At 45.9% G+C, this 15,465-nt stretch carries 9 protein-coding genes and 1 pseudogene; 7 read left to right on the top strand and 3 right to left on the bottom strand.

All coding sequences use genetic code 11. From position 1 onward, the window contains the following. Positions 1–122: 122 nt before the first annotated feature. The 6 genes and pseudogenes from CEQ32_RS05640 to CEQ32_RS05615 all read left to right on the top strand — a co-directional run bounded on the left by CEQ32_RS05640 (position 123) and on the right by CEQ32_RS05615 (position 8,131). Entirely contained in the window at positions 123–1,757 is a 1,635-nt protein-coding gene (locus CEQ32_RS05640; protein WP_037417971.1) for a glucan biosynthesis protein G, read from the top strand. Between the two features lie 23 nt (positions 1,758–1,780). After that, on the top strand, positions 1,781–3,964 hold the full coding sequence (gene mdoH, locus CEQ32_RS05635) for a glucans biosynthesis glucosyltransferase MdoH (protein ID WP_037417976.1): 2,184 nt from the start codon (positions 1,781–1,783) through the stop codon (positions 3,962–3,964). Positions 3,965–4,294: 330 nt separating this feature from the next. Further along, positions 4,295–5,017, top strand: a complete 723-nt coding sequence (locus CEQ32_RS05630; protein ID WP_088585663.1) for a peptidoglycan-binding protein — start codon at positions 4,295–4,297, stop codon at positions 5,015–5,017. Between the two features lie 27 nt (positions 5,018–5,044). After that, positions 5,045–6,600 (top strand): IS3 family transposase gene (locus tag CEQ32_RS05625; RefSeq protein ID WP_088213182.1). Its coding sequence is split into 2 segments (ribosomal slippage): positions 5,045–5,507 and positions 5,507–6,600, totalling 1,557 coding nucleotides; the frame shifts between segments, so codons are not numbered across the junction. Between the two features lie 40 nt (positions 6,601–6,640). Continuing rightward, a pseudogene (locus tag CEQ32_RS05620) lies at positions 6,641–7,459 on the top strand (L,D-transpeptidase family protein); the annotation flags it as partial. A 123-nt stretch (positions 7,460–7,582) separates the two neighbouring features. Then, positions 7,583–8,131 carry a DUF882 domain-containing protein gene (locus CEQ32_RS05615; protein WP_037417980.1) on the top strand — a complete coding sequence of 183 codons (549 nt, stop codon included), beginning with the start codon at positions 7,583–7,585 and terminating at the stop codon, positions 8,129–8,131. Here the strand turns inward: CEQ32_RS05615 and CEQ32_RS05610 are convergent. Next, positions 8,082–8,525, bottom strand: a complete 444-nt coding sequence (locus CEQ32_RS05610) for a hypothetical protein (RefSeq protein WP_037417982.1) — start codon at positions 8,523–8,525, stop codon at positions 8,082–8,084. The two genes, CEQ32_RS05615 and CEQ32_RS05610, sit on opposite strands and share 50 nt — an antisense overlap. 312 nt (positions 8,526–8,837) lie before the next feature. Here CEQ32_RS05610 and rplY point away from each other — a divergent pair, with 312 nt between their 5' ends. Further along, positions 8,838–9,125 (top strand): 50S ribosomal protein L25, encoded by a 288-nt coding sequence (gene rplY / locus CEQ32_RS05605; protein WP_037417983.1) that lies wholly within the window; start codon positions 8,838–8,840, stop codon positions 9,123–9,125. A 196-nt stretch (positions 9,126–9,321) separates the two neighbouring features. Here rplY and CEQ32_RS05600 read toward each other — a convergent pair whose 3' ends face one another. Next, positions 9,322–13,506, bottom strand: coding sequence for a translocation/assembly module TamB domain-containing protein (locus tag CEQ32_RS05600; RefSeq protein ID WP_088585662.1), 4,185 nt, complete (start codon positions 13,504–13,506; stop codon positions 9,322–9,324). Continuing rightward, positions 13,503–15,359, bottom strand: a complete 1,857-nt coding sequence (locus CEQ32_RS05595; protein WP_037429113.1) for an autotransporter assembly complex protein TamA — start codon at positions 15,357–15,359, stop codon at positions 13,503–13,505. The genes CEQ32_RS05600 and CEQ32_RS05595 overlap by 4 nt, the downstream gene beginning before the upstream one ends. Positions 15,360–15,465: the final 106 nt, after the last annotated feature.

Below are 15,465 nucleotides of genomic sequence, written 5' to 3'. Positions count from 1 at the left end.
TTCTGATATCTTTCGCGATGTGTAACAGTCGGTGTTTTTTTTCGCTCAAACCGCAATAAAAAAATGTCACTGTACATATAAAAAACGTTGATTTCTTAGTTTATTTTTAGGTTACCTATCCTATGGTTAGCTTGTTGCGTTGCCAATCGTTTAAACCTTCTTCACTCATTTGCTCACTGGCGCTTAGCGCGGCGTTCGCCTTTTCGGGCACTGCATTTGCTGATGAGACCAAGCCTGTTGAGAATAAACCTACCACGCCCGTGGTGAGTCCACCCAAGGCAACTGCTCAGCCTGCAAACAAAACGCAAGTAAGATTCACCAAAACAGGCACCTTTGATGGTGAAACTGTGGTGAAATTGGCGCGTAAATTGGCCTCTAAGCCCTATGTCGTGTTAAAAGATCCACTGCCTGCTGGTCTTGCTAAGTTAACCTATGATGAATACCGCGATATTCGTTTTAACCCAGTATCGTCAATTTGGCGCGATCAAGGTTTACCGTTTCAAATGCAAATGTTTCACCGCGGGTTTTATTTTCAAGATTTAATTGAAATTGCCATCGTTGAAGCAAACCAAGCGACCCACTTAGCTTATGAGCCTAAGTATTTCACTGCGGGTGAGGTTATCTCTCAAGCATTACCTAATGATGATATCGGCTACTCAGGGTTTCGTATCCATAACCAATTAAACACTAACGGTATTTTTGACGAGTTGATGGTGTTCCAAGGCGCGAGTTATTTCCGCGCCTTAGGTAAAGGTAACTCTTATGGTTTATCTGCCCGTGGTTTAGCATTAAAAACTGCTGATCCAGAAGGTGAAGAGTTTCCGATTTTTCGCGCTTTTTGGGTTGAACGTCCATCCTACGACAGTAATCTGATCGTGGTACATGCGTTGCTCGATAGCCCGAGTGTTGCAGGTGCATACCGATTCTCGGTACGTCCAGGTGATAACACCCAAATCGACGTTGAAGCGACCTTATTCCCTCGTGTCGAATTAAATAAAGTTGGACTGGCACCTAGCACCAGCATGTTCCTGCATTCATTAAACGGTCGCCACGATACCGATGACTTTAGACCTGAAGTCCATGATTCAGACGGTTTATTGATGTTCAACGGCCGCGGTGAGCACCTATGGCGTCCATTGGCAAATCCACGTCAATTGCAGGTGAGTGCGTTTTCTGATAACTCACCACAAGGCTTTGGTCTTATACAGCGTGAACGTAACTATGCCTCTTATCAGGATCTTGAAGCCCAGTATGAGCGTCGTCCAAGTTTATGGATTGAGCCTGTGGGCAACTGGGGACAAGGTGCGGTTGTTCTGACAGAAATTCCAACAGAATCAGAAATTCATGATAATATTGTGAGCTTCTGGAAGCCGCGTCAGCCTATTCCTGCTGGTAGCGAATATCACTTCGCTTATCGCATGAGCTGGGGCGATGAACCAGTTGCGAAAACCAATTCTGTCGTGGTAAGTCGTACTGCAAGTGGTCGTGCTGACATTGCTAAAGCGACCCCTAGACGTTTGTTTGTCGTTGATTATCATCTAAATGGCGCTATGCCTGATGAGTTACCACTCGCGAAGGTTGAATCTTCTGGTGGAGTAATTTCAAATGTTGTCATCGCGCGTAATGCGGCAAACAATGGTTATCGCCTCGCGTTTGAGTTAGAGCCCGAAGATAAAGACCTTATCGAATTGCGTGCTGAACTCAAGTTCTCTACACCGCGTCAGGTTGAAACCTGGCTCTATCGCTGGACGCTTTAAGGTCCATGACGGAGCAACATAATATGACTGTATCCGAGAATTCGGTACTTGAGACTGAAGTACTCGTGGGTGGTAGCGCTATGCCTAATGAAAGGCCAGGCGCTATGGAGCCCCAAAGTTTAACCCAAATGCCTGAAGGATTTCCACGCCGTAGCACTGTGGCAAATGGAGTCCGTTCACGGGTTTCCCGTCGGGTGTTTGTTGTTGGTGGTGCCTTATTACTATCGGCCTTTGCTATCTATGAAATGGGCGCAGTTTTCAGTATTGGAGGGATTACTCCCCTCGAATATTTGATGTTGGCGTTATTTGCGATTAACTTCTGCTGGATTGCACTGGCGTTTTGTAGTGGTATTGCTGGCTTTTTCCTCCTATTGAAAAAGCCTAAACCAAACGAGCTTGCACAAACTGAGCTGCACACGCGCACTGCGATTTTAATGCCTACTTATAATGAATCTCCTGACCGGGTATTTTCAGCGGTATCTGTGATGGCTGAAGCATTATCGCAAACGGGTCATGGGCATGCGTTTGATTGGTTTATCTTAAGTGATACTACCGATCCTGAAATTGCGCTGTTAGAAGAACAGGCGTTTTTAGTTCTTCGCCAAGAAACCCATAAACATTCTCGTGTTTATTATCGTCGCCGCCGTAAAAACGTCGCACGTAAAGCGGGTAACGTAGCGGACTTTTGTCGTCGTTGGGGCTCGCGTTATGATCACTTGCTGGTCCTGGACGCCGACAGTTTGATGGAGTCATCCACTATCACGGGCTTAGCGCAGCGGATGCAGGCTGATCCTGATGCGGGTCTTATTCAAACGATTCCATCACTGATCAATGGCACCACCTTAATGGCGCGTTTGCAGCAGTTTGCTGCACGCATTTATGGTCCTGTGATCGGTACTGGTCTTGGTTGGTGGGTGCAAAAAGAAGGTAACTTCTGGGGCCATAACGCTATTATCCGGACTGAAGCCTTTATGGGCGCTGCGGGTTTACCTAATCTTAAGGGTAAGCCACCTTTTGGTGGTCATATCCTAAGCCATGACTTTGTTGAAGCTGCATTGATCCGCCGTGCCGGATGGAGTGTGGTCATTGCATACGATTTACCCGGTTCCTACGAGGAATGCCCTCCATCAATTGTTGACTTAGCGGTACGCGATCGTCGTTGGTGTCAGGGTAACTTGCAGCACTCGCGTATTCTGCCAACTAAAGGGTTGCATTGGGTTAGTCGCCTGCACTTAATGACGGGTATTATGGCGTATTTATCTTCGCCATTTTGGTTGTTATTGATTTTAACCGGGTTGATGCTCGCTTTGCAGGCCCACTTTATTCGTCCAGAGTACTTCACCGATCAGTTCTCATTATTCCCAACGTGGCCAATCATGGACTCGGATAGGGCATTGAGACTGTTCTATATCACTATGGTGGTGTTATTTGGACCGAAGATCTTTGGCGTGTTGTTGCTGTTAAAAGATGGCAAATTTGCCCGCAGCGTAGGCGGGCGCATTAAAGCGATGCTTAGTGTGCTATTTGAAGTCATTCTCTCAGCATTGATCGCGCCAATCATGATGTTCATCCACTGCGGTGCGGTAATGTCGATTCTGATGGGACGTGATAGTGGTTGGTCTCCACAGCGCCGTGACGATGGTAGCATGCCTTGGTTAACCCTGATTTATCGCCACCGCTGGCATATGCTGGCGGGCGTCATGTTGGGTTATGCCGCGATTTTGGACTCCTTAACATTGCTCGCGTGGATGAGCCCCGCCTTGATTGGTTTGTGGTTAGCGGTGCCCATTTCGGCTTGGACCGGTTCGATTAAAATTGGGGAGTTTTTCAAACGTATTGGGATCCTCGCCACTCCAGAAGAACGCAGTCCTGCGCCTATTTGTATTAGGGCACAAGAAGCACGTGCGGCTTACCAAGCGCATATCGAACAGCCTTGGACATTAGCGCAATTGCTGAAAGATCCTGCGCTGATGGAGCTTCACTTAGCCATGGTTGATAAACAGCCACTACGTGCCGCCGGAACGCCGATTGAACCAGTTGAAGCCATTGTGCACGTCAAAGTACATGAAGCACAGTGTCAGCAAAGTGCCTTAGCACTCTTTAATCGCCAGGAAATGGCTTTAGTGCTGGCTAATCCTCTAATGCTGCGGAGTTTGCAAAAACTACCAGAACAGTTTGTGCCAGAGGATCTGGTCTCCTTCTGTTAATTACTTTCTATTACGCTAAATAGTAAAAATGCCACTGATGATCAGTGGCATTTTTGTTTTAGGTCGATAGTGAGCTGCATTTTACGAACAGCTTCAGCTATAGTGATCTTAATACTAATCTCGCTCTGGATAATAAATGTATCGCAAACAATTCGTTGCACGACTTACTGGATTGAATTGACTTGCTATAAGCTCGTTTTTTGCGCGTACATTTTCCTTGTTTTCAGCGCAAAGTGCAGTTTGAGATTAGGCATTTGATTTTTTGCTGTACTGATTGCATTTATCCATCTCTTAACCTACCTAAGTTACTGTTGTCAAAGGGAGATGTCTATGGTGTTTGTGACTCGTTTTGCGCGGTGTTATCTCTTGGGGTGTTGCACATTTCAATGGTATTTAAAAGCGCTGTTGATGGTGCTTACATTCGTTTCGAGTGCACCACAAGCCGCTGAGTCTACCGAATTAACACATGGTTATACAGAGCTAGACATTTCTATTACACAACTACTCGATCAGACATTGTTGCTTGATCTTGCCGATGTCAGTCCGGTATTTCGAGCTAATTATCAAAAACTCAGCCAATGGCAACATCGGCCCTTGAGTACTGATGAACAAGCCGAACTGCTTAAGATGCACCAACAACTTGAACGCTATTGGTATTACCTCGATCAGCAAGCGGAATGTGTTGAACCTTGTATCAGTAAGGTATTTACTCAACAGGACACTCATTACCGAGCTGTGCTCTTTACGCTTAAACAGCTCATGAGGTTAGAGAACATGACTTCATGGGATACGTTAACACAGGAAGAAAAACTAAATCCCGGGCAGCAAAGTCCTTTGATTTTGCCAATTGCAAAGCGACTTTTTGTATTAGGCTTTCTGCCAAATGAACTCACTATCGAATCTGCTGAAGAGGTGAGTAATGGGATGATTTATCGCGATGAACTAGTGATAGCCATTAAGAAATTCCAGCAGCAACACGGCTTACAGGCCGATGGCGTGATAGGGCCCCCTGTGTCAGGATTGTTGTCACCCCTAAATAATCATTATTTTTAAAGACAGGGTGCGGCAAAAGAGAACAAAATGGCTCGGTATTCACCAGAACGTAAAGAGGCGATCCTTAAAAAATTATTACCGCCTCACAATTTAACGGTCGCAGAGGTTGCTCGGGAAGAAGGCATTGCGGTGCAAACCTTGTATCATTGGCGGGATATTGCCAGAAAAGAAGGTCGCCCCGTGCCAGGTAAAACATTAACAGCCGATGATTGGTCAGCTGAAGCCAAACTTGCCGTGATTATTGAAACTGCTCCGCTATCAGAAGCAGAAATAAGCCAGTATTGTCGTGAAAAAGGCTTGTACCGCGAACAAGTACAACAGTGGAAGTTGGAGTGCTTGTCTGGTTTTCAAACCTCAGAAGTACAAACTAAAACCATTAAACAGCAGGCCAAGGCTGACAAAGCCGAAATCAAATCGCTGCAACGGGAATTGCGCTACAAAGAGAAAGCGTTGGCAGAAGCTGCCGCATTACTGGTGCTCAGAAAAAAGCTCAATGCGCTCTGGGGGGACGACAGCGAGGAGAGCTAACCCCCTTGCCTGAGCGCATAGCATTGATTGCCTTAATTCAAGAGGCCTATACCAATGGTGCTCGCCTTTATAAGGCTTGTGCTGAAACGGGCCTCAGTAAGCGTACCTATCGACGTTGGTATCGAGAAGGTCAAGTACAAGCTGATTTAAGGCCGACAGCGGCTCGTCCAGAGCCCGCCAATAAACTCGAAGAACATGAGCGACAACAGATATTAAGTGTGTGTAATCAAGCGGAGTACGCCAGCTTACCCCCGTCGCAAATTGTGCCAACATTATTAGATAACGGGATTTATATCGCTTCGGAATCCAGCTTCTACAGAGTGTTAAATGCTCATGGTCAACTTAACCATCGTGGTCGCACTCAGGCTGCTGTTAATCGAAGCAAACCGTTAAGTTATCGGGCAGATGGGCCGAATCAAGTGTGGTCGTGGGACATCACTTATTTGGCTTCAACCGTCAAAGGCCAGTTTTATTATCTGTACATGTTTGAAGATATTTACAGTAGAAAAATAGTGGGTTACGAAGTTCACGAACAAGAATGCGGTGAGTACGCCGCCGCGCTAATCCAACGCTGCATGTTACGCGAACAATGTTTTAATACGCCATTAGTGCTGCACTCTGATAATGGGGCGCCGATGAAGTCATTGACCATGAAAGCCAAGCTAGAAGAACTCGGTATTACGGCATCATTAAGTCGGCCGCGGGTGAGTAACGACAACCCCTTTTCAGAGTCGTTATTTAAAACCTTAAAATACCGACCACAGTGGCCTGCATCAGGTTTTAGCAGCTTAGCAACAGCAAGAGAATGGGTGGAAAAGTTTGTAACCTGGTACAACGATGAACATAAACACAGCCAGCTCAATTTTGTCTCACCAGGACAACGTCATGCTCAGCTAGATAACGCTATTTTAGCCAAGCGTAAGGAAGTGCTTGAAGCGGCAAAGGCAAGAAGACCGACGCGCTGGTCTAAAGACGTGAGAAATTGTGAGGCAGTTGGGCCCGTGACCCTAAACCCAGATAAAGCACCAATAGAAGGGGTAATAAATGCAGCTTAATATTTAAGCAAAGAGTGACAACTACCTTGAAAAACACCGAGGGAAACAAACCCTTTTCTGGCTTAACCAATCGCCCCATACTCGGGCTAAGTTACTGGCGAAAAATATGCTGAGACAGTGGATATTGACACCACAGTTACCAGCACGCTACCTACTGGTTAATATTCCAGCATTTGAGCTCCAGTTAGTTGAAGAAGGGAAGGTGACTTTACAGTCTAAAGTGATTGTCGGTAAAGCATCGCGGCCAACGCCTTTATTAAAAAGTCAAATTTCCAGTGTTGTGATGAACCCTGAATGGCGAGTGCCACGCACGATTATTCAACGTGATATCCTGCCGCATATTCGCCATGATGGGCATTATCTTACTGAACGAGAATTTGATGCTTACGATTATGATGGTAAGCGCGCCGAGCATTCTGCAGAACAATGGCAAGTACTCGCTTCATCGCATTTTCCTTATCAGTTGGTGCAACGGCCAGGACCCAAAAATGCCTTAGGCCGCTATAAATTTCATTTCGACAATAGTTTTAGTGTGTATTTGCATGGAACTTCTGAGCCAAGTCTCTTTAAAAAGGCTAACAGAGCTTTATCATCGGGCTGTATTCGGGTCGAGAAGGTTGAAGAATTAGCACGCTGGTTTAAGAGCCATTTAGTCAATGATCAGCGCCTTTGGGATAAGTTAAGTTCAGATATCACCCAATCCCAATGGTTTTCCTTGTCTGATAAGTTGCCCATATTTATTGTCTATTGGACGGTATGGCTTGATGACGCTGGGGAAGTGCAATATCGGAATGACATTTACCAGCAGGAGAGTGAGCTGAGTTATGTGGTTTCGGCAACGATTTTTAACATGCTCTAATTGATTGAACTTTTGAAGGATTTTTTAATCTGATTGTTTGCATGTCGATCAAGACTTGATCTAGATGGCAATTCACGATAATTTGCGTTCTCAGTGTCCAAAAAACAAACAGAAGGTGATGATGTGACCTTACTTTGTCCTGCCCGTAGGCAGTTGTTGTTAGGCCTCAGTGGTGTGGCATTGTGTTCCTTAATTCCTTCCAAAGCGATAGCGAGCCGTTCAACCAAAGGTGTGCGTGAGCTTAGCCTGTATAATCGCCATACGGGTGAATATAACAATGGTAGCTATTGGGTCGATGGCCATTATCAGAATGAAGTGTTGGCCGATTTTAGCCACTTGCTGCGAGATCACCGTCAAAATGTAACAGCACCGATGGATAAACGCTTATTTGATCTGCTTTATACGCTTAAGACGACGTTAAATACTGATAATGAAATCCATGTGATTTCTGGTTACCGCTCACCAAAAACCAATGCGATGTTGGCAGGTAAAAGTGGTGGTGTAGCTAAAAAAAGTTACCATATGCAAGGCATGGCAATGGATATTGCGATCCCTGGGGTCAAATTAAAGACAATCAGAGATGCGGCTTTATCACTTAAGCTAGGAGGCGTAGGCTATTATCCTAAGTCTGGTTTTGTGCACGTTGACTGCGGTCCTGTGCGGCATTGGTAGTTTGTATCTTTTGCTCAGTGTTTAATGAGAGCTGCTGATAAAATTGCAGCTCTAGCGTTTGGATGTCCTGTAAGTAATACTCGAGTAGCGGCAAAAAAACTTGTCCCAGTTTATTCATCTCACGGTGTTGCTGCCAATCACTAACCTGCTTATTCAGACTTTGTGAAAACTTAAATTGCCTTAGTCTTTGGCTCTCAACTGCCGGTGATTCACAGATCTGCATTAGCATGAGTAAACTGCGGTTTTTTTGTTGTGTGCAGGCGAGCAGTTCCAGCAATTTTAACTCTATCGTGGTCTGCTGATAGGGGACAGTTTTAATGAGTGAGACCAGTTCACGGGCTAATTGGCAGGAGAGTCGATTTTCTTGTTGCAATAAATACAGCTCGTGACACATGTTTTACAAGGCTGAAGTGGCAAAATTTGCTCGAGCTTAACAGGCATCGAATGGCTTAAGTGTGATCAAGATCGCGTGTTTTTCGATTCAGATCAAAGGTGTTTCGCCTATGTAACAGCGCTAGAACAAGTTTCCCAATTCAATAAATACTCTTGTTAATTGATAACGATATCCCATTATTACCCCATTGCATTCAGAGTCTGGCTGTTCTTGTACCTGCTGAGTAACTGTGTTAGTATGCGCGCGCTTTATATGAGTCACCATTGGTCGAGAATGGTGATACTTTTTACTCTAAATTTAAGTGAGAAACACATGTCTTACACTATCCCAGCACAAACCCGCACTGAAATAGGGAAAGGTTCGAGCCGCCGCCTACGTCATGCTGGTAAAGTTCCTGCCGTTATTTATGGCGCAGGCAAAGAGCCAGTTTCTATTGTTTTTGATCATAAAGACATCATCAACATTCAAGCTAACGCTGACTTCTATACTTCTGTAGTGACTATCGTATTAGATGGCAAAGAAGTAGGCGTTCGTGCACAAGCTATGCAACGCCACGCGTTCAAGCCAATCATTGAACACGTTGACTTCGTTTACGCTTAATTGCGTAATTGAAGCAAAAAGCGCCTATATGGCGCTTTTTTTTGTGGCTGCTTTTCACTCATCAAACTCTGATGCTTGCAAGTTAAGTGACTTTAACCATCAAACAATTGCTGGTGTTTAATCATTTTGCCTGTGCACAGCGTCAATATCATCATCGGCATGTAGCTCACTATTGTGTCTGCGTTCTAGCCAAGCACTACTTGATATTGAAATTGTAATAGATATCGAGGGATTGCCCTAAGGTACCGGATACGGTTTCAAGATAGAGTTGGGATAACAGGTAATATCTGACAGTCATCTCATATCCAGGATTGAATACGCCAACACCGTATTTGACTATAAGGTTATCACCGATAAAACCACTGATGGCAACGCGGCCCTCATCATTAGTATCGAGTTGCACGTTAGAGAAACCAAATTCTTCGATAATGCCCGCTGCTGTATTTCCAATATTATTAATTGCGCCACCGCCACCAACCTGAGCACTGAGTCCCAGCGCAGCTCCCATCATCAAGGAGTTGTTCTGCTCATTATTGGTACTGTTGAACCCGCTGCCTTTAATAATATAAGACAGAATTTCGGCTTGTTCCTTGGCAGGATTAGAGAAAAGGGTGACCACCGGCCGAGTTGGAGTACCAGTGACGCGCACTCCCGCGACCAGATCTTCGCTCTTAATTTCCCGAATTGCTTCAATATTTAAATTAGGGACAGAAGGTGGGCCTACAAATTGCACTTCACCCGTACGGATTTTCAGCGTTTGCCCCATAAACTTATAGTTGCCTTGTTTGACCTTAATATCTCCAAATAACAGGGGTGGGCGAAACGCCTGTTGCTGAAGTTTTAAGGTTCCCTGTAGCTTACCTTTGAGGCCCATACCATCGATTTTAAGATCGTTGCCAACGTTAATATTCAGGTCGGCCACAATGGCATAGGGGCTGGCTTTAGGTTGCGCGGCGGCAATTGAGTCATTGAAAACGACATCCTCTGACAAGGCTACACCACCCTCAGCCAGTTGCACTATCTTAATATTACCCGAGGGAACATCGACTACCCCTTTGACTTCAAGTTGTTGGCTGCTAAAAGCAATCGTGAGATCGGGCGATACATCTAAGAGTGCGAGTGGTGGTTGGATCACCGCCAGTTTATCGCCTTTGACGGCAAGTTCTCCGCTAAACTGCCCTTGAGGCCAACGCATTTGTCCCGTAATTCGGCCTAAACCATTGCCCATCATCCAGCGACCTTTAAGGGATGCCTGCTGACCGCCAAGATCCATCGACAGATCAATTTTATTGATAAGGGTAGGGTTCGCTGTCAGTGCAAGAGCTCCTTGAGTGAGCGAAACATTACCCGATACTTCGGGGGCATCTAGGGTACCAGCAAAGTTTAATTTGCTAGTCAGTAAGCCTTCTAGGGTATTGAGCTGTGGGAAAAATTCGCCAAGAGGTTGAAGGTTAATTTGTGTGATATTGGCATAACCCGACAACGAGCGGTCAGGCGTCACGTTAACAGTGAGTTCACTTTGCCAGCTTGCCACGTCCTGTGACTCAAAGTTGATAGACGACATTAGTCGTTTGGCATCTAAGTTAGCTTTTAAAGCAAGTTGCTGATATTTAATGGTGACTTCGCGATTTTTGGCGCGTTTGAGTTTGATGCTACCGGGATCGAAGTTAAAATCGACATTCGCCGTGGGTTTTCGCCCTGCGGTCCAAGCAAAGTTTGCCAATAGCGAAGAGCGACCATCCCAATCCATATTGCTTGGTAATACTGGGGCTAAAAGTTTACCAAGATTACCAGCATAACTTAGTTGCACCTCGCCTTTTTTACCTAGCGAGATTTGATTATCTAAACAAATCTTACTGTTAGGGTTGACTAGACAGAAGGGACTGACATTGCCTTTGGTTGTATTTTGATCCCATGCAACAAGGATATCTTTATCTATTTCCCAGCGACCAACAGGAGTTGCCAAGTTAATTTTATTCACTTGAGCTTGTAGTCGAGATTTTTTCATATCGTATTGACTGGTCACGCCAAGCTCGAGCCCCAAATCCCCAGTGGCACTTAGGGTCAGTTTTTGGTTTTGAATATCGCCCTTACTGCCAAAGGTGACGGTATCTAGATTCTGTGAACCGAGTTGTAGCGCCTTAGACTTGAGCGATAGGGCAAATTCGTGTGCATCCAAAGGCTTATAGTAGGCTTTGAGCGTGGATTCCCTCAGCTTAATATTTTGGTGCACCAGATCGACCAGTTGCGCGGTTAACTCAAGCTGTGGATGTTTTTCATCCCCAGTGACATTGATATCGGCCTGCAATTGGCCGCTGGCTTGGGGTAGCCATAAACCAAAGTCGGGGACTTGCAGCTTACCCTTAATGTTCCAGGTTTTGTTGGTTTCTCCCGCTAAAGTTAAGGTGGAACCCAGTACCTTGGCATTGACCCCTTTGGCGCTGATATACAGTTTATCGTTGATACTGACATCGGCGGTGATATCAAATGGATATCCCTGCAAGCTGCCCGACAGTTGAGTGTCCGCTAGAGCAACTTGCCACTGTTTATCTAACAAACGTCCCGTGGTCTGTAATTGTCCAGAGATTAAACTGTTTGGCAGGCTGCTGCTTGCAGTGGCAGGCATCGCCTTATCGGTATTTGTGCTCGGTGTGTTCGTGTCCTTATTTGGCGTTGATTCTGGCATCTGCGCTATTTCTGGCAGGGTGATTTCCTGTAATTTCAGGTTATCGAGCAATACCTTGGCTTTCCAATTGATCGCCTTAGCGTAATCTAGCTCACCAGTCACATCGATCGAACCTAGCTCGCCCTTAGCATTAAACTGCTTAATATCGAGTTTCGCATCTTGATGATGGAGTTCACCGCTAATGGCTAACATTTTATGAAAAGGTGTGGTGACATTTCCTTTGAGTATTGCGGCTTGTTGAGTAAGGGAGCCTTGGCTGTCGAGGTTAAGATCGCTGACGAGATACTCGGCATGTTGCAGTGGCCACTGTGCGCGGGCTTTCTCCAGTTTGACCTTGTAGGGAAGCGTGGGATCTTTCAGGGTCAATTGCCCATTGAGACTAAAATCGACATCTCCTTTTGCAAGGGCTTGAATACCGAGTTGTCCGACACTTTGGCTAAGCGTGAGGCTTAATTGTTGATGTGTCAGCTCCGGCAACTCGGCAACCTGAGTCACATTGGCCTTAACCTCAAGCGCGAGCGGATAGTCCTGTTCGAGGGCGAGTTGGCCCACCACAGAAAGATCTCCATAACTGTGGCCAAGTTGCAGTTTATCAAGGGTTAACTGATACTTGGCAAATTGCCCCTGAAGCTCAATATGGCTAAACAGATCTTCGCGTGGCCCAATCTGCAAACGGCTGTTGTCTAAGCTAAGTTGCTTTACATCCACCGGAAAAGGCATAAACACCTGCGGCAAATGGGCAAGTGCCCATTCCTCTGTAGATGTTTGCTTATCGGCGTTTTTATCAATTTGCTTTTCAGCCTGGGTATTCGCTGGCGTTTGCGCCGTAGCTCCCTTATTAGCAATGGGCTTATCCGCTGAAGCTTTAGCACTTGCTGTCGCCGCTGCAGTTGCAGCTGTCTCGGCTGCCTTGGTGTCAGTGACTTGTGTGCCTGTGATTTGAGTATCTGTGACTTGAATACTTGCGCCTTGAGGATCTGTGGCCTGTGTGTCTAGCACAGGGCTGTCTTCGGTAGGAATTAACACAGCCAAGCCTTCACTGCTAAGCTGCTCAACCGTCAGTCCTTCGGCAAACCAAGTCGCGGCGGTCTGAATATGATTGGCCGAAAAGCGCATCTTATCGACCGCAATATTGATGTTGTTCAGTTCGGCGCTGTCGAGCTTTATCCCAAAGGGCAGAACCAGTTCACTCGGCTCATCATTTTCGGGGGTAACGTCGTCTTCAGTGGAACCTGAGCTTAAGGCCTCGGTATCGATATTGACATCGATTTGGCTCGCCGTTAAAGCATTCACACACAGTTGTTTTTGTAGCAAACAAGTGGGTTGCCACGCCAAATGTAAATTCTTGAGCTCAACGTTAATCCCTTCCATCGACCAACTGGCGTGGGCTAAGGTGAGATCCTTATTTAAGGAGCCTGAGGTGTAGGTGAGCGCCAGATCGGGCACAAATTTATCGGCTAAGCCGACACTGATCCGTGAGCCAATTTCAGTCCCCAGCAGTAATGCCATCATCACCAAGAGAGTTAAGGGGACGTAAACAATAATGCGCGTAAAGAGTTTAAATATTTGCCATAGGCGCAGCTTTAGGGTTTTAGGCGGAACACAAGTTGGGTTTTGTTCCACAGTTTGTGGCTCATGCGTTTGATTTTCATGTTGAGCGGATGTATTGGGCTCATGAATTGGGGGCTGACTCATAATTCTGTCCCCATGGTTAAGTGAATACGCCATGAGCGGTCGATAGTGTCTGTCTCTTTCAAACCTACCCCTAAATCCAACTTAATTGGGCCGATGGGGGATATCCAATGGATACCACCGCCTACGGCGATAACTGGCTCAAACTGATTGTTATCAAAAGCGTTACCCGCATCGACAAAGGTAGCAACCCGCCATGTTGGTGTAACGTAATATTGATATTCCAAACTACCAACCATTAAGTAACGGCCACCGATAACCTCCCGATTGACCTTGCCATCGGCATCGATATAGTCCAGATAAGGGCCTAACTCTTGATAGCCATAGCCGCGAATGGTTTGGTCACCACCTGCAAAGTAACGCAGTGATGGTGGGATCAAGGCTAACTCATTTTCATTGGCAAGGTTGGCGGCGAGATCCATACGCGCCACGATTCTGTGGTTATCAAAAAAGGTGTCAATCCACTTAAATTTTGCCTGCAAGCGGGCAAGGCGTGTTTCTGAGCCTAGATAAGGATCGGCATAATCTAGGCTGTATATTTGCCTAAAACCGGATTTGGGATCGAGGGTGTTATCGCCACGGGTAGTTTTAGAAAAGTTAATCCCCGCAAGGTAAAAACTGGGGCTGTAGTTGATATCTGACTGAGTATATTCTTCACGAATGGCATCGAGGGAATAGCTCATGAGCCATTGATTTTCCAGCCGTTGCTGTCTTAATAGACCGAGTAAATACTTGGTCGCTTCTAGCTGCCCTGTGTTGCGAAAATCACGATTTTCAGGCTCGTAAACTTGTGTAACCCCATATTTATCCCGCAACAATCCTAAACGAATTTTGAGTTGATCGTCTAAGGGATGCGTCAGTGGAATGGTATAAGTGGTTAAAAACTTGGGCCTGTCTGGCGACCACTCCAAACTGGTTTCTTGGGAATGGCCGTATTTATTGATCTGCGGGGTTCGCCAAGTAACACGCACCCTAGGATCGAAGGTCTTATCTGCGCTTTGGCCGATATCACCACCTAAGCCTAATTCGATGGAATGGCTGGCTTTATCGGTCAACTCTACCTTGACGGGCAGTTGATTATCTTTTGCCTGATCGAGCTGTGGGATCACTTTAATATTGGAAAAATAACCCGTATCCAGCAATTGACGGTTAAGGGCGCTGACTCTGCGAGTCGAATAGGCCGCATCTTCCTTAAAGGGGATAAGTTTGGTGAGAATATCCGGCTCTAAGGTATGACCTTCAAAACTGACTTGGCCAAAATGGTAACGTGCGCCAGAGTTAAAATGCAGGCTGATTTGGGCGGTGTTTAAATCGCGGTTGATGTTAATCTGTGATTCTGTAAATTCGCCATCGAAATAGCCTCGCGCGAGGGCGAGCGTCACCAGTTGAGATTTGACATCCGAATATATGCCGTGGTTTAGCGTATCACCGGGCTTAATATTGACCTCAGCAAGCCATTTGTCGAAGGCTCGGTCGTCAAGCATTTCGCCTGAAAAATTAATATCGACCCATTGAATTTTAACCGGTTCACCTGCATTGACCGTAAGCTTGAGTTCCCAAGGACCTTTCTCTTTCTCGACTAAATGTTCCTCCAACTCTCCATGGTAATACCCCATAGACTCGAGGGCGGTGGTAACATTGTCTTCCACATTAAATAAGAAGGCTCGACGCTGCACTTCGGAGTCAGGCATTGCACCTAAGTGGGCGAGAATATTACGTTTCAGGGCTTCGTCGACCCCATTGACTGAAAGCGTTAAAAAGTTATCAGCGGCCATAGTCGCTGATGCCACTAAACTTAGACTCAGTAGCAAATGAAGACGAAAAGATAATGAGGTAATTTGCAAGAATCGCTGCACTTTATAGTCCCTGTGATGTGACTTCATTGTCGCCAGAATAGCGTTAACAGGCAAGGAGATGATTGAAATTAGTCATTGAAATGGTTACAAAGGACGTTACTGTTTA

The sequence above is a fragment of the Shewanella sp. FDAARGOS_354 genome, from assembly GCF_002209245.2.
Taxonomy (GTDB): domain Bacteria; phylum Pseudomonadota; class Gammaproteobacteria; order Enterobacterales; family Shewanellaceae; genus Shewanella; species Shewanella xiamenensis.
Note: the sequence above shows the minus strand (reverse complement) of the source record. Positions and strands in the feature narration are given on the sequence as shown.

Bases quoted from the DNA above. Each gene is read 5' to 3' on its own strand.
- CEQ32_RS05600 (WP_088585662.1), bottom strand. From the start codon at position 13,506: ATGAGTCAGCCCCCAATTCATGAGCCCAATACATCCGCTCAACATGAA.
- CEQ32_RS05640 (WP_037417971.1), top strand. From the start codon at position 123: ATGGTTAGCTTGTTGCGTTGCCAATCGTTTAAACCTTCTTCACTCATT.
- rplY (WP_037417983.1), top strand. From the start codon at position 8,838: ATGTCTTACACTATCCCAGCACAAACCCGCACTGAAATAGGGAAAGGT.
- mdoH (WP_037417976.1), top strand. From the start codon at position 1,781: ATGACTGTATCCGAGAATTCGGTACTTGAGACTGAAGTACTCGTGGGT.
- CEQ32_RS05610 (WP_037417982.1), bottom strand. From the start codon at position 8,525: ATGTGTCACGAGCTGTATTTATTGCAACAAGAAAATCGACTCTCCTGC.
- CEQ32_RS05630 (WP_088585663.1), top strand. From the start codon at position 4,295: ATGGTGTTTGTGACTCGTTTTGCGCGGTGTTATCTCTTGGGGTGTTGC.